This is a genomic window from Arthrobacter sp. Y3221087, assembly GCF_059089905.1.
Map to the genome: position 1 here is coordinate 40,484 of NZ_JBNHFE010000006.1, position 25,289 is coordinate 65,772.

Below are 25,289 nucleotides of genomic sequence, written 5' to 3' on the forward strand. Positions count from 1 at the left end.
CGTAGGGACCAGCCCTAGTTAGCGGTCACTAAGGTTTAACCCGGGACTGCTCCATCTGGGCGGTCGCTGCCGTCCGCGATGAAGAGCCACGTCGGCATGAAGCTGACGAGTTCACGTGCAAGATCGTGGGCAGTGGCGGGGTAGCTCGTCCTGAAGGCGTGCATCACTCCACTGATGATCAGCCCGGCGAACGAGCTCGCCATGAGATCGATTCGCGCATCCGGCCACTCCGGTCGGGCGACAACCATGATCGGCCGAATGCCCCGGGCGAACCCTTGGATGGCTCTCGCAACGGTGCCACTGGCGCGCTCGGAGAGCAGCAGGTGCTCGTAGAGCTCCCGGTTCTCGAAGACCGTCTGAAGAATGAGCTCCAATGCGAACTCGGAGACAGCTGGCCCGTCGGCGCCGTGCACGGTCCGGGCCTCAACATCGAGGGCAGCAATCCTGACCACCAGGTCATCAAGGACGAATAACGCGAGCTCCTCGACGCTGGCGAACTGCTCATAGAACCCACTCCGGCTCAGCCCCGCCTCACGCGCGATATGGGTCACGGAGGCGGCGCCGAAGCCTTCCGCCTTGACTACCCTCGTCAGCGCCTCCACCAGAAGGCGTTGCGACGCCATTGCTCGAGGATCATTCGATCCTCTCCGCGTCACCCGGGTCTGACTACGTCCGTACTGTGCCATGAACCCATCCTAGGGGAGTTACAGCACACATGTGCAGTAACTAGGCGTAAAGAAGTCCGATTGCCCTGCCGGCGGTCTGTTTCGGGCAATTAGGTCTGACGGGGAGGAGGTATCGCGGGCCTTTTGTTTGTTGCCTAGTCAGGCCCCTCTGAACTGCCGTAGGAAGTGTTGACGGCATGAAGTTCGCGCAGAAGCTTTGGCCTTCAAAGCGACTCTCCTGCTTTTAATGCTGATACCGGATAGTGCCACAGGAGTTTCATGCAGGTGGAGGGATACTCATGCCGCCCATGCGGCGACTACAGGATGAAGCAGATCTAGGCGGAGGGCCAGCCGGTGTAGGCTTCGGCGAGGTAGGCCTGGCCATGGCGGGAGGACACCACGGAGTTAAGTTCGCCGAGCTGGCGCGCCCGGGAGAAGTCATCGGCGTCGACCGGGGTGTGCAGCATGGACGTCATCCAGTAGGAGAACTGCTGCGCTTTCCACACGCGCTCCAGGGCGCGGTCGCTGTAGGAATCCAGAAGCGCCGTGGAGCCGGTGCTGTAGTAGCCGTCCAGGCCTTCGAAGAGCACCTTGACGTCGTGGATGGCAAGGTTCAGGCCCTTGGCACCGGTCGGCGGCACGGTATGCGCTGCGTCCCCCGCCAGGAACAGCTTGCCGTGCCGCATCGGTGTGTGTACGAAGCTGCGGAACTTCAGGACCATCTTGTCAATGACCGGCCCCTCTTTCAGCTCGAAACCGTTGCCGTTGACCCGGCTCCGGAACGCCTCCCAGATGCGCTCCTCGCTCCAGTCGTTCACGTCCTCGTTCGGGTCACACTGGAAGTACATCCGCTGCACCGTCTCGGTGCGCTGGCTGATCAACGCGAAGCCGTTCTCCGAATTGGCGTAAATCAGCTCATCCGAGCTGCGGGGAGCCTCCGCAAGGATTCCGAACCAGGCAAACGGGTACTCATGGAAGTACCACTTGCGCTGCGCCTCCGGGATCTGGAAGCGGCAGTGGCTGCGGGAGCCATCCGCGCCGGCAACGAAATCGGCCTGCAGTTCATAGTCAACACCGTCGGCATCGGTGAACCAGACCTTGGGCGAACCTTCCAGATCATGAACAGTGGTGTCCGTGACGCTATACCGGACATCACCCCGTCGTCCTCCCGCCGCGCCGCCAGGTCCATGAAAACGTCGGTCTGCGGGTAGAGCCAGACCGACTCCCCCACCAGTTCCTTGAAGTCGATACGGTGGCTTTCGCCATTGAAGCGCAGCTCAATGCCGTCGTGCCGATCACCTTCGCGCAGCACGCGGTCCGAAACGCCGCTGTTGACCAGCATGTTCACGGTTCCATGCTCGAGGATGCCGGCGCGGACCGTCTCGGAGATCTCCCGGCGGCTGCGGATTTCGATGACGGTTGATGCAATGCCGGCCTTGGCCAGCAGGTGGGAAAGCATGAGGCCGGCCGGGCCGGCGCCCATGATAGCGACCTGCGTTTTGATGGTTTTGCGTGCTGCCACGATATTCCTCGCTTCGTTGCGGGCCCTCGGCATCAATACGGCGGGCTGATGTTGATTCTGCCCAACAGTGCGTCGGGTTGCCTGTTTGGCGTTATATGGAATGGGAGTTGGGGGGACACCTTGGGTTTAGCTGGCGTGCAGTCCCCCGGGGGCCGGACGGAGCCGGAACGTGCTATGCGCGGCGGTGGATGGACTTGTAGCTTAGGTAGGCGTTCAGGCCTTCTTTCCCGTACTCGGTACCCAGGCCGGAGTTGTGCCGGCCGCCGAAGGGTGCGGCATGGTTGGAGGCGAAGAAGTTGATGCCTACGGACCCGGTGTCCATCCGATCAGCAACAGCGAGGGCAGCTTCAGAGTCCGCCCCGAAAACCAATCCGCCTAAACCGAACTCGGTGTTGTTTGCCAGCGCCACTGCCTCGTCGACGTCGTTGTATTTAAGGATGCAGATTACCGGGCCGAAGATCTCCTCGCGGGATATCCGCATCTCGGGCGTGACGTCGGCGAACACGGTGGGTTCCACGAAGTACCCCTTTTCCAGGCCGCCGCCCAGAGAGGGTGCACGTCCTCCGGTTGTGGCCCGGGCGCCTTCTGCGAGTCCGGATTCAATGTATTCCAGCACGGTCCGGTATTGGGCTTCGGTGGCGCACGGCCCGAACACGGTGTCCGGGTCCAGAGGGTCCCCTTGCTTTCCGGCGGCGATTGTGGACGTGACCATGTCCACGACTTCCTGGTAGCGGTTTGCCGGAGCCAGGATGCGGGTGGAGATGTAGCAGGTTTGCCCTGTGTTGCGCATGCAGGAGCGGATCAGCACCTTGGACATGGCATCCAGGTCGGCGTCCGGAAGCACGATGGCGCTGGATTTGCCACCGAGCTCCAGGGTGACGGGGCGCAACAGTTCCCCGCAGGCCGCAGCGATTTTCCGGCCCACCGGCGTGGAGCCGGTGAAGGCGACCTTGTTTACACCAGGGTGCTTTACCAGCGTGTCTCCGAGCCGCCCGGATCCTGTGACCAGATTAACGACGCCTGCCGGAACGCCGGCGGCGGCCACTGCGTCGATGATGACACGGAAAGACAGCGGGGTGGGTGAGGCGGGTTTGATCACGACGGTGCAGCCTGCCAGCAGCGCAGGTGCGAGCTTGATGACCACCAGGTTGATGGGGTAGTTCCACGGCGCGATCAGAGCGCACACTCCCACAGGGTCGCGCCGTACGACGGATTCCCCGCCGCCTGTTGGGAAGGGGCGGACGTCCTCGTATTCCAGGTACTGGGCGAGTGTGGCGAAGTAGCGGAGAATGCCCGCGGCGTTGGCCGCCGCGCCGGCGGACTCGGCTACCGGAGATCCGTTTTCCCGCGAGTTGGTCAGCGAGAGTTCCTCGGCCCGCTTTTCGACTTCCTCCGCAATCCGGACCAGGTAGGCGGCACGTTCCGACGGAGTCAACCGGGGCCACTTTCCTTGGAACGCCCGCTGGGCGGAGCCGACGGCGGCATCAACGTCTTCGGGAGTTCCGTCTGGTACTGATCCCCAGACTTGGCCAGTGGCGGGGTCGGTGACCGGATTGCGTCCGGTGCCGCGGGCCGGGGTCCAGGCTCCGTCTACGAAGATGTCGTCCACATGGGTGTACGGCAGGGTCAGGCCCGCCCGGACGGCAAGGGCTGGAACGTCGTGCGTGGCTGCGGTCATCGGATGACTCCTGTCTTGAGCAGGGCGTTGGAACGGTTGAGGTCGGCGGTGGCCATATCCACGGCGGCCTGGGTGATGAGTTCGGGCACGATCTCGATGGCGAGCCTGTCGGTGTAAGTGGCCGGATCCATGCCGAACCACGATGAGGCCAGCGCGATGCCTGCGTGGTCGAACCGCCACAGCCTGTCAGCATCGCGCATCAGTGCATCCTCCAGCGAACGGGCCTCCAGGCGCGTGTCGTGCCCGTCGATAATGTCACACACGCGTTCGACGAAAGCCGGAGAATAGTCCAGCCCAGGGAGCACCCGGCGTGCCACGTTGCAGCCCTGCACCTCGTGTTCAAACCGGATGGCCGCCTTGCGCCAGTCTCCGGCGAAACCCTCGGAAATGATGCGGGATTCATCAACGTGGGCCCAGCCTGTGTCATGCAGCAGGGTGGCAACCCGCACCAGTTCGGCATCGGCGTCGGGGTACGCCCGGCACAGCCGTTCGGCGAAAGCCAGCGAGATCGGCAGGTGGATGTCGTTGCCGCGGGTCCGGGTCTCGTGGACAACGGCCTTCCAGAGCGCGTCGAGTTCTTCAAGGGCGGCCGGTGTGGTGCTGATGGGCGTGGTGTCCACCGGGCCGGGCGCCGGGACTGGCCGGACGCTGTATTCGGCGGCGAAGGCCTGGGCCAGCTCGTCGGTTTCAGCGGTGGGGCCGGCCGAGGCGACCGGAGTCTTGGGGGTGCTCATTGTGCTCCTTGGGGTGGGCCGGCCTGGCGGCTAGCTGTCCGTGGTGATGGTCTTGAGAGGTGTGGCGGTGTCGGCAGCGGCGCCGGCGGGGATGTTCTGTCCTTTGGCCAGTGCATTCTTCACGGCCATGAAGTCCAGTGGCGCATTGACGCAGTCAGCGGCGATGATCTGGCCTTGCCGGTAGTAGAGGACGGTGAACTTTCCGCGTTCCCCGTCACGCCGGATCACGGTCTGGTCGTAACCGTTGCAGAGGCCCGCGATCTGCAGCTTCAGATCGGCCTGGTTAGACCAGAACCAGGGGATCCCGGCGTACTCCTCGCGCCTGCCCATCAGCGAGTAGGCGGCCACCTTGGCATGCTCGATGGCGTTGTTGACGCTTTCCAGCCTGATCCGCTCACCCGGTTCCGAACCGGGGACCGGGTTGGGCATGTTGGCCACGTCCCCCACCGCAACGGTGGTGCCGTCAGAGGCCAGGGCGAACCGGTCCACCACCACCCCGTTGTCCACTTCCAGGCCCAGCTGTTCGGCCAGGTCGGTGTTGGGGATGACGCCGATGCCGATCAGCACAATCTGCGCTGGCAGCACCGTGCCGTCCTGGAGCTCGACGGCGGCAACTTTCGTGCCGGTGTCGTTCGCGGTGAAGCGTGCAGCACTGGTGTTGAGCCGGATGTCCAGGCCGCGGGAGCGGTGGGCCTGCAGGAAGTACTCGGCAGTCTCCTCCCCCACTGCCCGGCCCACAAGCCGCGGACCGAACTCGAGCACGGTGACATTCTTGCCCATTTTCTGCAGGCTGGACGCCGCCTCCAGCCCGATGAACCCGCCGCCGATCACCACCACATCGGTGGCGTCACCCACCCGGGCCTTCAGCGCCAGGGCGTCGTCGGCGTTGCGCAGGTACAGCACGCCGTCGAGGACCCCGCCGTCTATCTCCAGCTTGCGGGCGCGTGCACCGACGGTCAGAGCCAGCCGTTTGAAGGGGAACTGCCGGCCGGAGGACGCATGCGCCACCCCGGAACCGTCCGCTTCCTTGTCGATTCGGACGATGTATTCGCCTTTGACCAGGTCCACGTTGTGTTCCGCCCAGTACTCGTTGGAGCGGAATATCAGGGACTCGCTCTCGACCGTTCCTTGGAGGAATTCCTTGGACAGTGCGGGTCGCTGGTATGGGCGGTGGTCCTCGTCTCCCAGCAGTGTGATGTGTTCGTCGAAGCCGAGGGCGCGCAGGGACACCGCAAGCTGAACGCCGGACTGGCTCGCGCCGATGATTAGCAGGCCGGTCCGGGTGCGGGTTTCGCTGCCGGATGCGTTCCGTTCCGCCGCCATGGTGGTGCCCATCTTTACACCTGCGTTTCCGGGGTGGTGATGAAAAGTTCGGAGCTTTCGGTGAGACGGAGCTGGCAGGACAGCCGGGAGTTCTCCTCGCGGTCCACGGCGGTGCCATAGAGCATCTCGTCCTCCATGTCCTCCATCGGCGGAAGCTGCTCGAGGCAGTCCTCCCGGACGAAGACGTGGCAGGTGGCGCAGGACAGCGAGCCGCCGCACTCGGCGACGATTCCGGGAACGCCGTTGCGCACCGCGGTTTCCATGACCGAGTCGCCGGGATTGCCTTGGACGTTGCGGACAACGCCTTCGGCGTCAGTGAAATGAACCGTTGGCATGTGGCTCTCCTTGGGGTTGAAGTCGGTTTTCTTGGAGGTGGGGGGCTAGATGAACTGCCGGCCGCCGTCGACCACCATGGTTTGGCCGGTGTAATACGAGCTGTCGGGTCCGGCGAGAAACAGCGCGGCTCCCACGATGTCCTCGGGCTGGCTGGCGCGCTTAATCGCACCGCGGTCCACGCCGTAGTTCTCAGCGTTCTCCATCAGCCCGTAGCTGGCCTCCGTGAGCGTGAAACCGGGGGCGATCGCGTTGACCGTGATCCCCCGCCGGCCCAGTTCCTTGGCCATGACCCGGGTCAGGGCCACCACGCCACCCTTGGAGGCGACGTAGTGCAGCCACTGCTCGGAGCCGCTGAAAATGGTGGCGCTGGAGAGGTTAATGACGCGCCCGCCCAGCGGCAGATATGGACTCGCGGCGCGTGTCACCAGCCAGGGGCCCTTGAGGTTTACGTTCATCACCAGGTCCCATTCCGCCGGGTCGATGTCCTCAAACGGGCTGCGTGTCACGCCTGCATACACCGCGGCGTTGTTAAGCACGACGTCGATGCTCCCGTTCCCGAACTCCGCGCAGCTTTTCGCCAGGTTCTCGGTGGAGTCGACACCGGTGACGTCCGCGGAGAAGGCAGCCGCGTCGGCGCCGCTTTCGCGGACGAGTTTCGCCGTCTGTTCAGCGCCCTCGAGGTTAATGTCAGCTACTGCCACACGGTATCCGCGGCCGGCAAAGCCGATCGCAAACGCCCTGCCCAGCCCGCCGGCGGCACCGGTGATGAGGACGGTTTTTCCCGCTTCTTGCCCGGTTGCGGGCACTGTCTCTTCAGACATGGCTGTGGCTGTGGGCCGCGCCGGGGCCGGTGGCCAGCAGCTCGTCCTCGGCACCAAGGATTTCGACCGTGCCCTTGGTTCCGTCCACGCGCAGCCGCTGGCCGGTTTTGATGGTGGTCGAGGCGGATCCGGTGCCGGTGACGGCCGGAAGTCCGTACTCGCGGCACACGATCGCGGCGTGGCTCATCATTCCGCCGATGTCGGTGACTGTGGCCTTGATCTTGCCGAAGATCGGGCCCCAGGACGGTGCGGTGACCGTTGCAACCAGGATCTCGCCCTGCCGGACCTCGGAGAGCTGGTCTGCGTCGGTGACGACGCGGGCCAGGCCTTCCACCACGCCGGGTGACGCGGCCATGCCGCGCAGGCCGCCGCCTTCAACCGCTTCGCCGGCACCCAGCCATTGCTGGACCTGCTCGGTGGTGATGCCCCACAGCATCCGGGTGAACGGTTCGGTGAGGGATTCCGGCGGGGTGTTCAGGGCAGGGGCGGGGCGGGCTGTCTTGAGGGCGTCCACGATGCCACGGCGGCGCTCGACCTCTTCGGGCCAATAGTCCGGGCCGATAGGCTTGGCGCCAACTCCCCAGCCGGTGACCAGGTCAAAGAGCGCGTCGCGGACCTCGTTGCGGCCCAGGTACAGCAGGTCGTCCGGCTCGGTCCAGAAGCCTTCCGCCTGCATCATGCGGGACAGCTCGCGGATCTTGCGCCAGAAGACACCCATGGTCCAGTGCTCGATGTAAAAGTTATGGTTCTCCACGTACGGGTAGGCGGTGGCGGCAAGCCCACGCTTGGCGTCGAAAATCGCCTGGTTTTCGCCTTCCAGCAGGTCGCGGTATTCCTCGATGATGCGGTCGCGTTCGGCGATGAGGGCTTCCACGGGGCGCATGATTTCCTGGCCTTCGTCCACGCGGCGGATGTAGTCCGCGATGTAGCCCAGCGGAATTTCCTGGTGCTCATTCCAGTACTTGTCGTGGCCGTAGAAGCCGTTGCCGACGGTGAAGTTGAACCACGGGTCCTTGGCCCCCTCGTACTGGGCCATCCACTTTTCCCCACCGGAAGCGGAGGCAATGGCACCCAAGGTAGCGTTCACGTCGTCGGTGTTTCCGAAGTGGGCCTGCAGCCCGAGTTCCACGGCGAGCTTGGCCAGCTGCTTGAGCTCGTCGTCCGGGCGGAACAGTTCCATGTCGACGCCCTGCACCATGGTGGCGATCGACTGGTCCGGAACGTTGGGGAAAACCTGCTTGCAGAAGTTGAAGAAGTCCAGGTAGGCGATGTAGCCGAGGTTCAGGAACTCGAAGTGGTACTGCCAGTTCTGGTAGGCGAGCTGGATGAGGCGGTCGTAGCTTTCCAGCAGCTTCTCCGAACCGTCCTTGCCCTTGCCCGCAACGATGTCCTCCATGGGGACGAGTGCCGGGAGCTTGGGGAAGGAGATGGTCTCCATCTCCGCGATGGTGCCCTTGACCTTGACGTGCCACTCCTTGAGCAGCTGTTCCCAGTTCTGGAAGTAGTGGCCCACGCGCTGCTCAAACAGGGGCACGCGGGCTGCGATCTGGTCCTCAGGCACGGGGATGGGCGACATGTAGAGGTAGCCAAGGTGGATGCGGAACTCGATGCCGTTGGCGTTGGGGATCAGCAGGTGCCGGGCGTTGTACTGGCCCAGGCATTTGACCGCGAATTCGCCGCCGATGGTCTCAAAAGGCTTGAAAACCGTGGGCCAGTGCTGGCTGTCGCAGAACCAGAACTTGGCGTCTTCCTGCTCCTTGAGCTTGTCCTGGAAGACCAGATAGTAGGGGTAGATCTTTTCCCAGCCCTCGGCCCCGGCGGGGACCGGAAGCTCGGAGGGTTTGGGGAAGGACTTGAGGGACATGGCGGTCCTTTCAATGGGGCTCGGCGTTGAGCCTTGGTGTGTGGAGCTTGGCCTGAGGAGCTCGAGGAGCTTCGGTGGGGCTTTGGGTGTGCTTAGACGGGGGGCTTGAACAGGGAGGCGGTGATGCTGCCGAGGCTGAAGCCGCCGGTGGCTGGGGTGGGGCTGGAGAGTCCGCCGTAGTAGCCGCCGGTGGTGGCCGTGGGCTGTGCGGCCGGTTTAGAGGAGTGCACGGTCTCGGGACGGCTCTGCAGCAGCAGGAGGTTTTCGCCGTCTGGCAGGTCCGAATCCAGAGCCCATTCGATGTCCTGCGGGCACTTGTAGTGCTTCTCGGCCCGCTTGGCCATCTGGGCGACCGCGGTGAGTTCCGCGTCGGTGAGGCTGCGGCGGCCGCGGCGGTCGGCGTCGACCTCGCGTTCAATGAGGCGCTTGGCGCCGAGGTCGGGAACCAGTTCGGCGTGCTTGTCGCCGAGGTGTTCGTTCACGACGGCGAGCGTGACCTTGTCCAAGACGATGTTATCCGGCGTGACCTGGCCTGAGACGACCATTTCGCCCACACCGTAGGAGGAATCGATGGTGATTTTTGAACGGTCACCGTTGGTGGGATCCATGGTGATGGCGACGCCGGAAACGCGGGAGTTGACCATCTTCTGCACCACGACGGCCATGGAGAGGCCCTCGTTGAGGATGCTGTTCTTCAACCGGTAAATAATGGCGCGCGAAGTGTAGAGGGACGCCCAGCACTGGCGGATGTGTTCAGTGACAGCCTTGACGCCGTCGAGCCAGAGGTAGGTGTCCTGCTGCCCGGCGAAGGAGGCGTCCGGGAGGTCTTCCGCCGTGGCGCTGGAGCGGACGGCCACTGGGACGGGGGCGTCGAAGCGGGACATTAATGACTCGTAGGCGGTGATGGTCGGGTCGCGCAGGGCCTGGGGCACCGGGCGGGAGCAGATGTCCTCGCGGATGATGGCGGAGACCTTGTCCACCTGGGCGGTGTTCTCTGGGTCCAGGTCGGCGAGCAGCTGGTTGATTTTTGCTGTGATGCCAGCCTCGTCCATAAAGGCATCGAACTGGGCGGTGGTGACCACAAAGCCCGGCGGGACGGGCATGCCCGCGGAGGTCATGGTGACCAGGGAAGCGCCCTTGCCGCCGAGGTATTCCAGTTTCGGCTCGATCCCGCCGTCGAAAAACTGGATGTAGTCCTTGCTTTCCATGGTTTTAGGCCTTCCAGGTGACGGGGACGGTTTCGGGGACGCGGAAGGAGAGGTTTTCGCGAAAGTCGATGGATTCAGGGTTCGCCAGCTGCAGCGCCGGGGCGAGCCGGGCCACCTCCTCGAGTGCGATTTTGGCTTGGAGTTTGGCGAGCATGTTGCCCAGGCAGTAGTGGATGCCGAAACCGAAGGAGAGGTGCTCGCGGGCGTTGGGGCGGGTGATATCGAAGTCCTCGCCGGCTTCGAACTTGTTCTCGTCACGGTTTGCGGAGCCCATCAGCAGGAGCAACTGGGCACCTTCCTCGATGGGAACGCCGCCCACCTCGGTGTCTTTGAGGGCCTTGCGGCGCCAGCCGACGATCGATCCTGCGTAACGGAGGACCTCGTCGATCGCTGCCGGGATCTTTTTGGGATCTTCCACCAGCTGCTGCCACTGTTCAGGCCGTGCAAGGAGTTCGCGCAGGGCGTTGGAGATGAGCGTGGTGGTGGTTTCGTGGCCGGCGAACAGGAGGCTGTAGAGGACGGAGGCAATCTCGTGGTCGGAGATTTCCGCCCCGTCCTGCTGTGCCTTGACCAGGTCTGCGGTGAGGTTGTCGCCGCCGTCCTGGTGGGCCACCCGGACCAGACGGAGGCATTCCTGCCAGTACTCCACCAGGTTTTGAGCGTGCGGGATCTGCTCCTCATCGCTGAGGTCCCCCCAGGTCATGGCTGCACGCGAGTCACTCCAGCGCTTGAACGTGTCCACCTGGGAAACGTCCGCGCCGATCAGGGTCAGGATGGTGATGGTGGGAACGTCATAGGCAAGGTCGCGGACCAGGTCGCCCTGGCCCTCGGGGCGGGTCAGCATCTTTTCGATCAACGCCACCACGTTCTGCCGGATGGAGGGTTCCAGCGCCTTGTAGCGGCGGGGGGTGAAGGCCTTCTGCACTACGGCGCGGATCCGGGTGTGCTCCGGGGGTCGACGGGCCGAAAGACCTGAATAGGCGGTAAACCCACCGTCTTCCATGATCTTTTTAGCAGCGGGGCCCCGTTCCCGGACCGGCGCCTGGGCATTTTCGCTCGAGAAGGTCTCCCAGTCCCCGAAGACAGCCTTGACGTCGTCATAGCGGGAGACAACGTAGAGGCCGACGCGCTCATCGAACATGACGGGCTGTTCCGCCCGGAGTTTGGCGTAGGCCGGGAAGGGATCCTTCATCTGGAACGGCTCGTAGCCGTGGTGCCCGGCGGGGGCTTCGGCGCCGTACCCGAAGGGACAGCGCCCGGCCGTTTCTGTCGACGATGACATCTGGACTCCTGGTGGTTTGGTTCCGCCGGCAGCGTCAGGCACGGCGGCGGTTTCTACTCACCAGTGTGTCCCTCATCACCGCGACGTGACAGGGAATGCTTCCACTGAGTAGAAGCCAATGCGTTCTTGCCCTGGTCTTCCCGGCAGAAGTTCCGGTCAGTCCTTTGTCACGTTCTGATTCCCGAGCAGGGTCTCGAGCGGGATCCGGGCGGTGGCGCGCTCGATCTGGGCGGAAATTCCCTTCAGCACCGGCAGGTGCCGGGTCATTGTGGCAGCCTGGCTGGTGGGCAGCACCAGGCCGATTGACGCCCCGATCCTTCCGGTGTGGAACACCGGGACGGCGATGGAGCAGGAACCTAGCCGCACCTCCTCCAGGGTGGTGGCATATCCCTGCTCACGAATTTGGACAAGTTCCTCGGCCAGCCGCTTGGGGTCAATGTGAGTGTGCGCGGTGTGTCGCTCCAGCTGCCGGTTCAGGTAAGCGTCGCGGACCCAGTCCTCGTCAAAGGCGAGGATGACCTTTCCGACAGCGGTCGCGTGCATCGGGAGCCTGCCACCGACGCGGGAGGCGCGCGGGACTCTCCTGGAGCTGTAGACGCGGTCGATGTAGAGCACCTCGTGGCCGGCCCTGACGGCAAGGTGTGCGGTTTCACCCGTCAGGGAGAACAGATCCTGGACGTAGGGGCGGGCTGCGTCGCGCAGCTGCCGCCCAGTGTTCTGGGCTAGCTCCCACAGCCGGATGCCCGGCTGGTAGCGCCCGTTTGGCTCGCGCGAAAAGAAGCCCCATTCCGTCAGTTCATTGACGAGTCTGTGAGTCGTGCTCAAGGGCAGGCCGGACTTCGCTGCGATGTCGGTCAGGCTCAAGGCCCCGCGCGATTTCTCGAATGCCTCCAAAATGGCCAGAACCTTGGATGTCACAGTCCGGCCTGGTTCGCGGCTGCCGCCGGCCATCGCGACTCCTTATCCGCTGTGTGTCCACTGCAAACCGCCTCCCGGCAGTTCCATCAGAGTCTAGTCTGCGCTCAGCAGTGCCTGTCGTTGAGGCCACAACGTGACGGACTCCAGCGCTGACAGCGCGCTGGCCATCGCTTTCGCTTCCTCAGTGAAGAGGTAACCATGGACTCGCTGGCTGCACAGCCGCAGGGCCTGATTCCGGTCCAGCCCGAACCAGTCCATGACGGTGTCAACGCCGTGCGGGCTGAGCCGCCAGGCCTTGTCCGCGTCCTTCACGATCGCGTCCTCTATAGAGAGCGCAGTCCGCCGGGAGTCGTGACCGTCGATGATGACAAGAATCTCAGGGACCTTCGAGGCGTCATAACCTGTCCGCACCAAGATGTCGGCAGCCAGTCTGGCGCCTTCCTTTTCGTGGAGAAGGACCAGATCCGGCCTTCCGCCCCCTGGAGCAATGGCCTGCAGAACCTCCTCCGGCGGCACCTCGGACCACCCCACGTCGTGGAGCATTATGGCCGGGAGGACGATGGCAGGGTCGGCCTCGGGGTGCGATTCCAGCAAGGCACAGGCGAGACCAAGTGCGCACAGTGTGTGCGCGTCGTTGTCTCGCACACGAAGCAAAGGCGCTGCAAGCTCCCACATTGCAACGAGAGCAGGATCCAGGGTGATTACACCTTCTGGTTCCGCCTCAATGTAAGTCAAGACATCCCGCCCGTAATGGTTCGCCGTCGCCTGCAACTTAGTCATGCTGCAACAATGCGTCGTCGCCTACGCTCACGGCAACCGAAAACAACCACTGAGTGGAAGCCACCAGGGGCCAGAGACCCCGGGTGCGAAAAAATGACTTCATCCCGTCCCGGATCATTGGCTCGGCCGCGACCAGAGGGACCGCTCGGGGCGAACGGGGTCCTGCTGGTCTTTGGCCTGAATCGGCTGGGAAGGTTCCACCGACCGCCCTCTACGTCGCAGTGATCCGCACCGGTAGGGACATACTTCTCACGCAAACGCTCGGTGGCCTCACCCAGCGAGATGGTCCACTCCTTCGGCATCGCCTTGTTCACCAGGCGCCAGCCCAGCGTCGTAGACGCCAGCGTCATATCCCCCGCGGGGTACGGTTTCTCCGTCTTGGGCAGCACCCAGGGCGCGCGGGACATCGATTCTGCCCCGCCCACCAGCACCAACTCCGGATCACCGGCGTTAATTTGGCGCGAAGCGATAATCGCCGCATCCAGCGAGGACTTGCCAAGCGGTCTTGAACGCGTTGGCCGACGGGACCCCGCAGTAAATGGCGGTCTGCAGCAGGATCTCCTTGATCTCGTCCCTACTCAGGCCGTTGGTGAGGGCCGCGCGGACGTGGATGGCCAGCTCGTCCCAGTGCCCCTGCGCCACCATCGCGGTGAGGGTCACGGCGGAACGCATCTGCCGGGACAGGCCCAAGCTCCTTAGCGTGTTGCGTGATTTGCTGATGTCTGTCAGCGGGTGGCATGTTCCCCTGATTCGGCTTTCAGCCAGAGCGGCAGCGCCGGCACGTAGGCAGCCAATGCCTCGAAGGCCCCCTGCTCTGTGTACGGGGTGGTAACTGCTGCAACGTAGCGGTCGGGCCGCACCACAATGGTCATGCCGCTGCCTGCAGCAGCCGCGAAAGCGCCGCTGGTGTCGGTTACGCCGATCAGCGCGGGGTGGTGGCCGCTGTCGTCGTTCTTCGCGGGTCCGTTGCTATCAGTACCCAGCCGCTTGACCTCAATGGGCGCACTACGATCATGGGGGAAGTGCAGCAGTGCCCAGCCCGAACCGAGGAGGGTATCCAGTGGGACGGCGCTTCCGGTGGACAGCCTGACCTGCGGCTGGGACAGGGAACGGCCCACCAGCATGGCTGCCCACTTTGGAGCTTCAGTGCTCAGGTGAGCCACGCATCCTTCGGTGAAGTACGGCTGTTTGAGGAACTTCATACCGGCTAGCCATGCCTTGGCAGCGGGAACGATGCCGGAGGCGGTAATGGCGGCATCACGGATGGCAGTGAGCGCCGGGTTGACGTTCATCACCACTTTGCCGATCCTGTGGGACAGGCGCACCATGTCCACCGCGTGCGGACGCCGCTCCGTCTGGTAGGTGTCCACCAGGGCGTCAGTGCCGGTTCCGCGCACGTGCGCGGCGATCTTCCATGTGAGGTTGGCGGCGTCGCGGATGCCGGCGTTGAGGGCCTGGCCGGCAAACGGGGGCATCATGTGGGCCGAGTCGCCTGCGAGGAGCACGTGCCCCACGCGGTAACTTAGGGCAACGCGCTGGTGCGCAACGTAGACCGCCGCCCGGCGGATATCGGCCGCAGCAATCTCTTGGAACGGCGCGATGAGCCTGATGATGGTTTCCGGAGACGTCATCTCCGCCGCATCCTCACCGGGCAGGAGCATGAACTCGTAGCGGCGGCGTCCGTGGACTCCGGGGACCACCACGACGGGGCGTGTCCCGTTGCAGTGGAATTCGGAAAACCGCTCCGGTTCGCCCGGGGTATTGATGATGTCCACCACGATCCATTTCTGGGTCTGGGTGGAACCTTCCATAGGGATGCCGAGCTGGGAGCGGACCGGACTGCGGCCGCCGTCGCACGCCACCACCCATTTGGAGCGGACGGTGTACCTGCCCTCGCCGTCGATCAGTACCGTCTCTACATGCTCGGGGCCGTCCGTGATGCGGAACGCTTCGGTGGTGAAGCGGATGTCGATCGACGGACGGCTCCGGGCGGCTTCTAGCAGCAGTGATTCCATGACGGGCTGGTCGAACTGGGACTTGCCGGGGTGGCCTAGCCGCGGGGCGGCCGGGTGGACCTCCGCCAGCAGCTGTTTCCTCCGGCCGTAGTAGCGGGCGCCGGTGTCCATAAGCATTTCAGGTGCCAACCGGTCCAGGATCCCGATCTGCTGCATAACGCGCAGGGTCTCGTCGGTGACGCTGATGGCCCGCGGTTCGTCGCTGGTACCGGCATGACGTTCAACGAGCATCACGTTAACGCCCTGGTCCGCCAGCAGGTTCGCCGTGGCCAGGCCGATGGGGCCTGCGCCGATGACAAGTACGTCGGTTTCGATGATTGTGTCCATGCCGATGTGGGTTCCGTTCCTATAAGGGTGCAGGCTGGGCGGGAGCAGGGCAGGTCAGGGGACGAGTTCCACCGTGTTTTTCAGGGTCCCCAGACCGGTGATTTCCACTTCCACCACGTCACCTGCCGAGAGGAGCCCGGACGGTTCCATGAACAGGCCCACACCGCCGGGTGTGCCGGTGACGATCACATCTCCGGGCGAGAGCCTGGTGAAGCCGGTGACATAGGCGATCAGCTGCGGAATGGTGAAGTACAGGTCGGCAACGGAGGCCTTCTGGCGGATGTCACCGTTGACCCGGGTTTCCAGGGTGAGCTTGTTGACGTCGCCCAGCTCGGCGGCCGGGACAAGGTAGGGGCCAAACCCACCGGTGCCGGGGAAGTTCTTGCCGGGAATCCACTGGGAGGCCGCGAGCTGCCAGTCGCGAACGCTGAGGTCGTTGTAGGCAGCGTAGCCGGCAACGTAGTCGAAGGCGTCCTCCTCGGCGACGTGGAATGCTTCCTTGCCAATGACCAGGGCCATTTCGCCTTCGTAGTCGAACTTGGCGGTGGTGGCAGGCATTTGGGCAGGCTGAAGGTGGCCCATCTGGGAGTCAGCGAAGCGGGTGAAGACAGTGGGTGCCTTCTGTTCCGTCTTGCCGGATTCCTCCTGGTGGCTGCGGTAGTTCACGCCGATGCAAAGAATCTTGCCGGGATCCGTGATGGGCGGGAGGAACTCGATGTCCGCTTCCGGTCGGGACGGGGCGTTGCGGAACTCCTCGCCAACGGTGCCGAAGATGCCCTGCTCGACGGCGACGCGGAGCGTGCGGGCAAGGTTGGCTCCGCTGGGGCCAAGATCGTACGCCTGTCCGTCGGCAATGATGCCCCAAGTGGGGGAGCCGTCTGCGGATACGAAGGTTGCGTAGTTCATGTGTGGTTCCTTTCACGGCGCCGAGCGCCCCGGGAGGTGATGTTGATTCTCTTTGGGCGGCGGCGCCGCCGGCTAAAGGGGTACATCGATACGGACAATACATTATCCTGTCTTTAGGCATTATTGCTATAGTTATGGATTGTTAGGCTATCGGCAAGGACTTGGTGACCTCCCTGGTGACCGACTGGGCGCGACTCTCCTAGGAACAACCGAGCAAGCTGGACCGCCGCGTCGTGCAGCGCGCCGGTGCGCGTCTCCGGTTTTCTCGAAAATTTCTATCTCCTAGCTGACACGGCGCCGGCAGTAGTCCACAGCTGAGGAGGCGGGATCGATCAAGAATTGTGCACTATAAGTGCCAGCCCCTCGAGAGCACGTAGTAAAGGAGAGGAACATGGGCCCCAGCAATACGGTCCTTGGCACCAAGGTTCCCTCTGGCGCTGCATCTGACATTCCCCTGAATCACATTGTCATCGCCGCCGTCATCCAATGGCGGGGCAGGATTGCCCTGTTTAGAAGAAGCCGCCGCCCTAGCCACGACAGCGGCCTTTGGCACTGCATCACCGGATTTCTGGAACCCGGGGCGACACCGGAACAGCAGGCTCTTGAAGAACTCTTCGAAGAAGCGGGGCTGCGGGCCGAAGACCTCCAGGCGCTCCGTCAAGGACCGGACCTCGTGGTCACCGACCGCTTTGGAACCCCGTGGCTCATTCACACTTTCACCGCCCTAACATCCCGAAGGCGGCTGAAAATCAATTGGGAGCACGACTCCTACCGGTGGACCGATCCTCGCAAGGCGAAGCGCTTTACTAATCGCGTCACCTGGCTAGACAGCGTGCTCGATGCAACCGGTCACGGCGCCCCCGACAGTCCCGGCCCTTAACCGCGGGTTAGCTCCTAAGCTCGAAGCTAGGCCAGCGAGTGAGTCAATGAACGGAACCAGAGTCGGTGGACCCTCCGTGTCAGTTCTTGGCATGCCCGCCGACGCCGGGGCTCGATTCAGCGGCGCCATCCGCCCCTGTACAGGGCCGTTCTGCACATCCACTGTGGCCACAGCGTCCGGTCACCGGTCCGGCTGTTGAACTGGACCCGGAGCTGGTGCTTCTGCTGAGTACCTCCGGATCCACCGGTTGGCTCAACCTTGTACGCCTGTCCGCTGAATCCGATGGAAGGTCATGGTGTTCGCGGCAGCGACTAGTCTTTCTGGCCGTCCTCTTTTCGTCTCGGGAACTCTGCCTTGAAGTTTGCCCGTTTCCTGTGCGGACCCGACCCTGAGCTCCTGAGCCCGAACCCTTGACACCGATGCCTTCAACGAATCACGCTGAGACGATGGTTGGCCGTGAAAGTTTATTACATGATCCCCGTCGGACGCAGGCATAACTCGGTTCTGACCGGCGGCCACTTCAGCTGCCGGGCCGTTGGCTGAGGGCTAGAACCTTCATGACCACGTCTGGTGGCTGGCGGCCGGCCAGTCGGTCCGCGGAATATTCCGGGCTGCTTTCCAACTCCTTGCCGCAGGACTTGCTAAGAGATCTGATCCAGTCTGATCCGGCGGGAAATAAGCTGTCGCCGCAGCTGCTCAATGAGCTGAAGATGCTGGCACGCACTCCGTACCTGCTGGTGGCCTGCAACTATGGCGGGACACTTTCTGCCGACGAGGGGACCTCCAGGTGTCCTTGCAGGTCGGCAATGCCTCGATTGCCCTCCGCGCCCTGGCGTCGCTGCCCAACACGCACGCAGCGGTAATTTCAGGCCGTTCCTTGCGGGATTTGGCGGCGGTGTCTCGGCTGCCGGCCGAAGTCCACCTTGTGGGTTCGCACGGTGCCGAATTTGACATGGATTTTGTCTATGACCAGCCTGCTACCACAACGCCAATCCTGCAAGAAGTCACCGACGCCCTGGCGGAAGTAGTGAGGGCCGAAAAGGATTTCAGGATCGAGAGGATCCATCGGAAACCCGCAGGGGTGTCAGTGCGTCTGATGGGGAAACCATCGGACGTCGCTGCCCGGGTGACCGCAAAAGCGGAACGGATTGCCCGGGACCGCGGGATGTATTTCATTGTGGACGGGTCCGTCCTGGATTTGTCCCTGGTGGAGCCAGCCAAAGGCCGAGCCCTCGAACGCCTGCGATCCCAGCTGGGCATCAGCGCCACGCTCTATGCCGGGGACGGCCCCAGCGACGAGGACGCCCTCACCACACTGCGAGGTCCGGACCTGGGCCTGCGGGTCGGGCCCGGGCCCGGGAACGGACACCGGCTGCCGGATCCGGATGCTTTCGCTATGGTCCTGGCCGTGCTGTTCGAATTGCGCAGGGCCTGGCTTTTCGGCGAGGACGCCGTGGGCCTGGAACGCCATTCGCTACTGGGGAGCGGCTCCTCCACCGCACTGGTAACCCCGGATGCGAAGATCTGTTGGATGACCCATCCGCTGCCGGATTCCGGGTCCGTGTTCGCGCACATTCTTGGCGGCGACGCGGCCGGGCATTTCAGCGTTGAGCCCGTGCAGGCATCGCGGGTGCTCGGGCAACGCTATGTGGACAGCACGATGATCGTCGAGACCCGCTGGGCGGATATAACCGTGACGGACTACCTGGAACCCTCTCCGGAAGGTCTCACCAGCCTGGTGCGGGTGCTTGCCGGCACAGGCGCGGCCAGGATCGTCTTTGCGCCACGACCGGATTACACGAACGCCCCCTTCACGATGGAGGTCCGCGGTACTGACCTGCACGTGCTCGGCACCGCCGATCCAATAATCCTGCACGCCCCTGGAGTCAGTTTCACGGTCAGAACCGATAACCGCCATGCAACCGCCACTGCAGACGTGGACCTACACAACGGGCCGGTCGTCCTGAACCTGCGCTGCGGGGACACCGGAACTTTTGTGCTCGATACCGTCGGCGAGCCAGCGCGCCGGGCCGATGTCGCGGCTAGTTCCCGGGCCTGGGTACGCAAGCTGAAGCTTCCTGCGGTCAAACCCTCGCTGGTTAAGCGTTCCGCGCTGGTGCTCCGAGCCATGGTGCACGAACCGACCGGCGGAGTGTTGGCGGCCCCCACCACCTCCCTGCCCGAGGGAATCGGCGGAATCCGTAATTGGGACTACCGGTACTGCTGGCTGCGTGACGGTTCCATGACCGTTAAAGCACTCGTGGATCTTGGTTCCACCGACGAGGCCGACGGGTTCCTGGGATGGCTAGGCCGAATTTTGGACCAGGCTCCAGGCCCGGAATGGCTACACCCGCTCTACTCCGTAACTGGGAACTCGATGGCCAGCGAGGCAACCATCGAAAGCCTGCCAGGCTATGCCGGGTCGCGCCCGGTACGGATTGGGAATGCTGCAGACCACCAGGTGCAACTGGACGTCTTTGGGCCAATAGCAGAGTTGATCCACAGTCTCAGTGAATACCACGGTCTTTTGACCGATTTCCAATGGCAACTGCTGGAGCAGATGGCCGCGGCGGTCCTGGCTCGCTGGCACGAACCAGACCACGGAATCTGGGAAGCCCGGCGGCCACCGCGCCACCACGTTTACACCAAGGTGATGTGCTGGGTCACCCTGGACCGCGCCGTACGCACCGCCGAGCGTCACGGACGGGTACTTGATCCGCTCTGGCGCACCACCGCTGCCACCATCCGAACCGAAGTCCTCCAACAAGGCTGGAACGAGGAATCCGCGTCGTACACCGTGGCCTACGACAGCCCCGACCTGGACGCGGCCGTCCTGCATATTGGCCTCTCCGGCCTGCTAGATGTAACCGATGAACGGTTCCTGAAAACAGTAGATGCCGTCGAGCGCGTACTGCGAGTAGGACCCACCGTTTTTCGGTACCGCTACGACGATGGGCTGCCCGGGTTGGAAGGCGGCTTCCATATCTGCACGACTTGGCTGATCGAGGCCTATCTCGCGGTAGGCCGCACCGATGACGCCGATGTACTGTTCGGCCAGCTTGTTAATCTCATCGGCCCCACCGGGCTGTTGCCCGAAGAATATGACCCCACAAGCGAAACGCACCTGGGCAACCACCCTCAGGCATACTCCCACCTGGGCCTGATCCGCTGCGCCCAGCTGCTAGACCGGCACCAAAGCAAAGAGAGCTAAACCCCGCTCCGCAAACCCCTGGCACACCGCCACTCAAGGAACAGCGACTAATACGCCCGCCTGCGAGAGGGGAGGGTGGCTGAAATCCATAGACTAGATAGATAACGTCCAGGACCAGTGGTGCCGAATAGATCTGGACATCAGCAGTACTCCGGCAGCGATCGTCGGGCGGACCCGACGGCGGCCCACCTCATTCAGTTTCAAAGTGACCACGTGCTGGCCGGATGCGGCATCACCCAACTAAACGTTCTGGCGCTGCGCACCAGGACCGGACGACTCATGACACCGTCGGAACTGGCCAGTGACCTCATCCTTCCAGTCCTCCGATCCGTTCCGGGCTTCGAGGAGAGCCTCATCACTTTCTTCGCCGGACCGGAACGAGAGGAGCTCAGCGTTGCTTCGCAATTTACTCTTCCACGTGGACGCTAGGTCCCGCAGCCGATCGGATGCTTGAACGTCTTGTGCACCGCTGTGGGCAAGGCGGGCGGGCGAGGCTGGTATGCACCTGGATGAGCGGTGAAGTTGCTCCCGAGGCGACGGCGGGCTTCCGCCGGCGAATTCTCCTCTCTCAGGCCTCGGGCTCTGCTTCATACCAGCCCACCCAGGCGGACGAAATCAATCTGATGGTGGGGGCCGCCAGTTCGGCTTCCCACAGGGCCAGGTCCTGCTTGTAGCTGAGGTGGGACAGCAGTCTCAGCTGATGTGCCAGAAAAATCATGCGGTATTTCCCTTCCAAGCGGAGTTCAGCAGCCGTTCCAGGTCCGCAGCGGTGAAGCTGCGGCGAGGCGTGAGGCGAGGTGGTCCCTCAGAATCAGTGCGGTGAGCAGGTCCCCACCCCCGAGTAGCGCTGCTGCTCGGCGACCGCCAGGGCCACTGGAATAGTGGTCCCGCTGATCTGGGCCGCGGACGGCGTCCGCTCCCCGTACTGCGCACCGATTGGCTCGAGGTCGTAGGACCGCATCATCACCGCGTAAACCACCGCGCGTTGTGCGCTGGCAGGCGGATGCCGTGGACCAGACGCTTGCTTCCTCAGCGCCGCCCCAGCGTCGGGCGAGGTTCAGGGTGGCGTCGTTGCCCTGGGCGTAGTGGCCCGCGGCGATGTTGCCCAGCGAATCGATGATCCGGCTCTTGGCCCCGGCCACGTTGGCGGCGTCGAAGGCCTCGAAGCCGGTGCCAGTGACATGCCCGGCCACGATGCCTGTCGTGTTTTCCAGGCTGCTTCCGGGGCCGGCGGCCTCCTCTGTCTGCGCCGGCATGGCGGAACCTAGACTCTGGCCCCGACGGTGATCCGGTCACCGGCGGACGCGTCAGGTTCGCCTTCGGGCCCAGCGGGGGTATCGTCGATTTCCGCGAACATGGCATGGTAGGCACCGGTCTCCCCCGCTGCCTGGGCCTTGCGGTGGTCCAGGGCGCGGGCGCGGCCGATGCTGCCGAGGTAAAAACGTTCGTAGAGTTCGATCCGGCTGCCCAGTGCCGAGCCGGCGAAGTCCCAGGCGGTGCGCATAATGCGGGCGCGTTCTTGGGCGCTGATGCCGTTGGCACCGGGGAGGTACTTTTCCAGCAGCGGGCCCAGCCGGGGATCGTGGAACGCACCGCCCGTGGGTGTTGCCAGCAGGTTGTGCGAGCCCATGGACTTGATGATGTCGTTGATCCGAATCATCCAGCCCGGCATGATGGCCCGCAGGGAGCTGATGTCGTCGTGGCAGAAGTACGCTCCGCCGCCCCAGTCCGAGGCCCGAAGTTCCGCCGAATGGATGGCCGCCCGGGTGAGCCGCAGGTAGGTGTAGATTTCACCGAGCATCGCGCCGACATCGGGCTTGCCCTCAGTCCCGGTCACCTTGGCAATCTGCGTGCACAGATCGTAGGCGAACTCCAGCTTCACGGCCGCGCGGATGGCCGTCTGCTGCTGCGTGTTGCCGGAAGCGGTGCCTGCGTTGATGGAGTTGTAGACGTCCAGGTTGCCGTCAATAAACACGCGGTCCCAAGGCACCAAGACGTCATCAAAGATGATGACGGCGTCCTGTTCGTCGAAACGTGAGGAGAACGGCTTGTCCTCCAGGGCCGCGTCCACGCCGTAGTGGTCCCGGCAAATGGCGACAACGCCGGGGGTGGCCACGGGGATAGCGAAGGAGATTGCGTATTCCTCGAAGCCTTTTTGGATGGGCACTGCCGGGTAGACGTACAGCTCATCGGCGATGGGGCCGAGGGTGGCGAGCATCTTCGCGCCCTTGACGATGAGGCCCTGCTCAGTCCGTTTCATCACGCGCAGGGTGAGTTCCTCGTTCATGCCCTGCAGTTCGCCGACGCTCTTATCGATCGCGGCGTGCACAATGGTGTGGGTCAGTGCGAGGTCCTTTTCGATGACTTCGCGCTGGTATGCCGCCAGCCGCTGGTGGTACACCGGGTCCCCGGAGCGGTCAAAGATGTCCTTGCGGGCCACGTGCCCGGCCAGGACCACGTTGACGTAGTCCGGCGTGCGGCCGAGCATGCCATTGGAGTACCGGGCCAGGCGGTCGAAGGCGCGGTGGCGGCGCACTATGTCTTCCGCGTTTCTAGGCAGCGAGTGGCTGACGTTCATGGCCTCGCCGGTCTCCGGGTGGGTGCTCAGGCAGTCCGCCGCGTACTTGTGCTGGTAGTCGAAGTAGCCGGCCATGCCTTCAACCGATCCTCTAAAGGCCGGGTGCTCAAGGACGGAGATGCGCTCCGACCCCAGCCATACCTCTCGGCCGTCGTCCAGGCCCCGCTTGTACTCTGCTCCGGTGCGTGCTGTCACTTCGAACTCCTTCTCAGCTGGCGCAAGTAATTGGACGAGATAGCCCAACACTCCCCATGCAAAATGCATTCTGATGGAATATTATATAAAAAGCTGGAATTTGACAATGCCTCATTAATGTCCTTGAGCGGAATCTTCCAGGCGATCAAATCGTCGAGGTACAGGCGGCCGTGCAAGAACAACTCGACGTAGGGGGATTTCCCGGCGGATGCTGTTCGAATCCATGTACAAGCCCTGGACACGCCGCTGCAAGGCAAAAGGAGCACGCGTCCACCTCCAGGAGCGCACCCTGGGGCTACTACTGGCGGTCCTGTAGCGAAAAGGGCCGGACGCTGGTTTGCTTCACCAGCGTCCGGCCCCTTCTCCGTGATGGCTTCCGTCGCCGCAACCTGTCGGAAGCTGCTTTGGACAGGCGTTCTAAAGCGGGACAGCCGATTCGGCGACGCCGTCCGAGGCTTCCGCCCCGACCTCGCGGTACCGCCGGGGCCAGACCCCCTGCTTTCCGGGCGCCAGGATGCCGTTGGGATCCAGCACGTCCTTCAGTGTCTCCTGGAGCCGACGGATGGCGTTGTTGTTGTAGTCGAAGCCGTCAGCGATGACATCCATGTAGTCCACATGGCTGCGGTAGGGCGCGTACCCGTGGCTACGGGCTGCTGCCAGCAACGCTGAGTAGAGAGCCCGTGCGCGCGCCAACTGCTCCTGGTTATCGTTTTCGAAGAAGATCATGGTCACGTGCACCATATGGCGCGGGTAGAGGTGGTAACCGATGTACAGGTCAAAGCCGAACCGGCGGTACAGCTCCTTGGCTTCTCGATAGAACGCCCACACTTCCTCCCCTCGGGCGGGAATGATGGGGGCAGCGTCGATATGCCCGCCGTTTTCCGCCGCCCATGCCACCGTGGACAAGGGCTTCAGGGTGGGCACTCCGGCCATTTGAGTGCGGTCCATGTCAGCAATGTCGTCATAGGCGACCTGTACGCCTTCGGCACCTTCATAGAGCCTGGCTTTGACGGTAAACCCTTCAAGCCCGGCGAAGCGTTCCCGAATGATCTCAAGCCTGCGTTGGGCGAGTCCCTTGTCGCCGTAGATCGCGAACTTGGCGTTCCACTGGCCAATGCCCATTTCCTGGCGCATTTCCTCCAGACGGTCATCCGGAATGGACCCCTCCCCCTGGTACCAGCGTGACCGCGGACCGTTCATGGTGGCCGCCCGAACCACGTTGCCGCACAGGGCGTTGTTCTGAATGACGTCCTCGCGCCGGAGCTGGGTCAGGATGTCCACCAGCTTGGGCATGTCCTCCTCGCGCTCCACCACAACGTCGCCGTTGATGTACACGTCCGGCCAGGGCATCAGCCAAAGGCCGATCTTGGTGACTATGCCGAGATTTGATTGGGTGAAGATACCGTCCAGTGTGGGTCCGAATCCGCCTTTGAAGATGGGGCCGAGTTCCGTTCCGTCCATGGCCCACATTCCTGTACGCACCAGCTCACCGTCCGGCAGTATCACCTCCATACCGCAAATGGATTGCACATGGTCGCCCATCGGGGTCATGCCGTAGCCGCGGTCGAGGGCGTTGCCAAGGATCGATCCCCAGCCGAGGGCGGGAACGGACATCCAAAGCTTCAGCCCGTTTTCCTGAATGTGTTCGAAGAGGTCAAAGAAGCTGACACCGGGCTCGATGACGGCGTAGTTAAGATGGTCATTCACTTCGATGATTTTGTTGAGGCGGCTCAGGTCCAGCGCTACCATGCCGCGGCTGCGCGGTTCCGGTCCCCCGTAACCCAGGTTCTTGCCCTTGGAGAAGGACCACAGCGGAACGCCGGTGTCGTTGGCGAGCCGGACCACGGCTTGGACCTCCTCCACGCTCCCAGGACGCACGCCAGGCCACTTAGCCCGCCCGGGATTGAGGGGATACGGGTCGATGTAGCCGTCTTTGGGCGTGGCACGGACAACGTTGCCGGGGCCGACAATTGCTTCTGCCTGGTCGAGGAAGGTGGCTTGGGCGTCCATTTACGTTACGTCACTTTCGGGAAGGGGTGCTGCCGC

The 25,289-nt window shown here is 63.5% G+C and carries 18 protein-coding genes and 4 pseudogenes; 2 read left to right on the plus strand and 20 right to left on the minus strand.

Annotated elements, in window-relative coordinates; translation table 11 throughout:
- Window positions 1-35 precede the first annotated feature (35 nt).
- The 16 genes and pseudogenes from AC5RUO_RS16320 to AC5RUO_RS16395 form a co-directional block, all read right to left on the minus strand.
- The gene (locus tag AC5RUO_RS16320; protein ID WP_494104067.1) at window positions 36-623 is read right to left on the minus strand and encodes a TetR/AcrR family transcriptional regulator; all 588 of its coding nucleotides are present in this window, start codon (window positions 621-623) and stop codon (window positions 36-38) included.
- A gap of 377 nt (window positions 624-1,000) precedes the next feature.
- Window positions 1,001-2,220, minus strand: a pseudogene (locus AC5RUO_RS16325) (4-hydroxybenzoate 3-monooxygenase).
- A gap of 139 nt (window positions 2,221-2,359) precedes the next feature.
- Complete coding sequence (locus tag AC5RUO_RS16330; RefSeq protein WP_494053197.1) at window positions 2,360-3,865, minus strand: aldehyde dehydrogenase family protein; 1,506 nt, start codon at window positions 3,863-3,865, stop codon at window positions 2,360-2,362.
- Window positions 3,862-4,599, minus strand: a complete 738-nt coding sequence (locus AC5RUO_RS16335) for an HD domain-containing protein (RefSeq protein ID WP_494011168.1) — start codon at window positions 4,597-4,599, stop codon at window positions 3,862-3,864. The genes AC5RUO_RS16330 and AC5RUO_RS16335 overlap by 4 nt, the downstream gene beginning before the upstream one ends.
- A 30-nt stretch (window positions 4,600-4,629) precedes the next feature.
- Window positions 4,630-5,934, minus strand: a complete 1,305-nt coding sequence (locus AC5RUO_RS16340) for an NAD(P)/FAD-dependent oxidoreductase (protein WP_494011167.1) — start codon at window positions 5,932-5,934, stop codon at window positions 4,630-4,632.
- Window positions 5,935-5,936: 2 nt separating this feature from the next.
- On the minus strand, window positions 5,937-6,257 hold the full coding sequence (locus AC5RUO_RS16345) for a 2Fe-2S iron-sulfur cluster-binding protein (protein ID WP_494011166.1): 321 nt from the start codon (window positions 6,255-6,257) through the stop codon (window positions 5,937-5,939).
- A 45-nt stretch (window positions 6,258-6,302) separates the two neighbouring features.
- A complete protein-coding gene (locus AC5RUO_RS16350) occupies window positions 6,303-7,079 on the minus strand; it encodes an SDR family NAD(P)-dependent oxidoreductase (protein ID WP_494104068.1) in 777 nt (258 codons plus the stop codon).
- The gene (locus tag AC5RUO_RS16355; RefSeq protein WP_494011163.1) at window positions 7,072-8,943 is read right to left on the minus strand and encodes a PEP-utilizing enzyme; all 1,872 of its coding nucleotides are present in this window, start codon (window positions 8,941-8,943) and stop codon (window positions 7,072-7,074) included. The genes AC5RUO_RS16350 and AC5RUO_RS16355 overlap by 8 nt, the downstream gene beginning before the upstream one ends.
- 92 nt (window positions 8,944-9,035) lie before the next feature.
- Window positions 9,036-10,151 (minus strand): PEP/pyruvate-binding domain-containing protein, encoded by a 1,116-nt coding sequence (locus AC5RUO_RS16360; protein WP_494011162.1) that lies wholly within the window; start codon window positions 10,149-10,151, stop codon window positions 9,036-9,038.
- Between the two features lie 4 nt (window positions 10,152-10,155).
- Window positions 10,156-11,433, minus strand: coding sequence for a cytochrome P450 (locus AC5RUO_RS16365; RefSeq protein ID WP_494011161.1), 1,278 nt, complete (start codon window positions 11,431-11,433; stop codon window positions 10,156-10,158).
- Between the two features lie 156 nt (window positions 11,434-11,589).
- On the minus strand, window positions 11,590-12,384 hold the full coding sequence (locus tag AC5RUO_RS16370) for an IclR family transcriptional regulator (protein WP_494011160.1): 795 nt from the start codon (window positions 12,382-12,384) through the stop codon (window positions 11,590-11,592).
- A gap of 60 nt (window positions 12,385-12,444) precedes the next feature.
- A complete protein-coding gene (locus AC5RUO_RS16375; protein WP_494104069.1) occupies window positions 12,445-13,131 on the minus strand; it encodes an HD domain-containing protein in 687 nt (228 codons plus the stop codon).
- 233 nt (window positions 13,132-13,364) lie between these two features.
- Window positions 13,365-13,622 (minus strand): annotated as a pseudogene (locus tag AC5RUO_RS16380) (thiolase family protein); the annotation flags it as partial.
- Window positions 13,582-13,818 (minus strand): annotated as a pseudogene (locus AC5RUO_RS16385) (carboxymuconolactone decarboxylase family protein); the annotation flags it as partial. The pseudogenes AC5RUO_RS16385 and AC5RUO_RS16380, both read right to left, overlap by 41 nt.
- A gap of 38 nt (window positions 13,819-13,856) precedes the next feature.
- The gene (locus tag AC5RUO_RS16390; protein WP_494053205.1) at window positions 13,857-15,473 is read right to left on the minus strand and encodes an FAD-dependent monooxygenase; all 1,617 of its coding nucleotides are present in this window, start codon (window positions 15,471-15,473) and stop codon (window positions 13,857-13,859) included.
- 54 nt (window positions 15,474-15,527) lie between these two features.
- The gene (locus AC5RUO_RS16395) at window positions 15,528-16,379 is read right to left on the minus strand and encodes a fumarylacetoacetate hydrolase family protein (RefSeq protein WP_494011157.1); all 852 of its coding nucleotides are present in this window, start codon (window positions 16,377-16,379) and stop codon (window positions 15,528-15,530) included.
- A 391-nt stretch (window positions 16,380-16,770) separates the two neighbouring features.
- On the opposite strand from AC5RUO_RS16395, the gene AC5RUO_RS16400 reads away from it, so the two are divergent.
- Window positions 16,771-17,259 (plus strand): NUDIX domain-containing protein, encoded by a 489-nt coding sequence (locus AC5RUO_RS16400; RefSeq protein WP_494011156.1) that lies wholly within the window; start codon window positions 16,771-16,773, stop codon window positions 17,257-17,259.
- Between the two features lie 557 nt (window positions 17,260-17,816).
- Window positions 17,817-20,470: pseudogene (locus tag AC5RUO_RS16405) on the plus strand (trehalase-like domain-containing protein).
- A 568-nt stretch (window positions 20,471-21,038) separates the two neighbouring features.
- Here AC5RUO_RS16405 and AC5RUO_RS16410 read toward each other — a convergent pair.
- The 4 genes from AC5RUO_RS16410 to AC5RUO_RS16425 all read right to left on the minus strand — a co-directional run bounded on the left by AC5RUO_RS16410 (window position 21,039) and on the right by AC5RUO_RS16425 (window position 25,253).
- Window positions 21,039-21,188 carry a hypothetical protein gene (locus tag AC5RUO_RS16410; RefSeq protein ID WP_494011154.1) on the minus strand — a complete coding sequence of 50 codons (150 nt, stop codon included), beginning with the start codon at window positions 21,186-21,188 and terminating at the stop codon, window positions 21,039-21,041.
- Window positions 21,189-21,213: 25 nt separating this feature from the next.
- On the minus strand, window positions 21,214-21,726 hold the full coding sequence (locus AC5RUO_RS16415) for a hypothetical protein (protein WP_494011153.1): 513 nt from the start codon (window positions 21,724-21,726) through the stop codon (window positions 21,214-21,216).
- Between the two features lie 8 nt (window positions 21,727-21,734).
- Window positions 21,735-23,243 (minus strand): 4-hydroxyphenylacetate 3-hydroxylase N-terminal domain-containing protein, encoded by a 1,509-nt coding sequence (locus AC5RUO_RS16420; protein ID WP_494011152.1) that lies wholly within the window; start codon window positions 23,241-23,243, stop codon window positions 21,735-21,737.
- A gap of 417 nt (window positions 23,244-23,660) precedes the next feature.
- Window positions 23,661-25,253 (minus strand): FAD-binding oxidoreductase, encoded by a 1,593-nt coding sequence (locus AC5RUO_RS16425; protein ID WP_494011151.1) that lies wholly within the window; start codon window positions 25,251-25,253, stop codon window positions 23,661-23,663.
- Window positions 25,254-25,289: the final 36 nt, after the last annotated feature.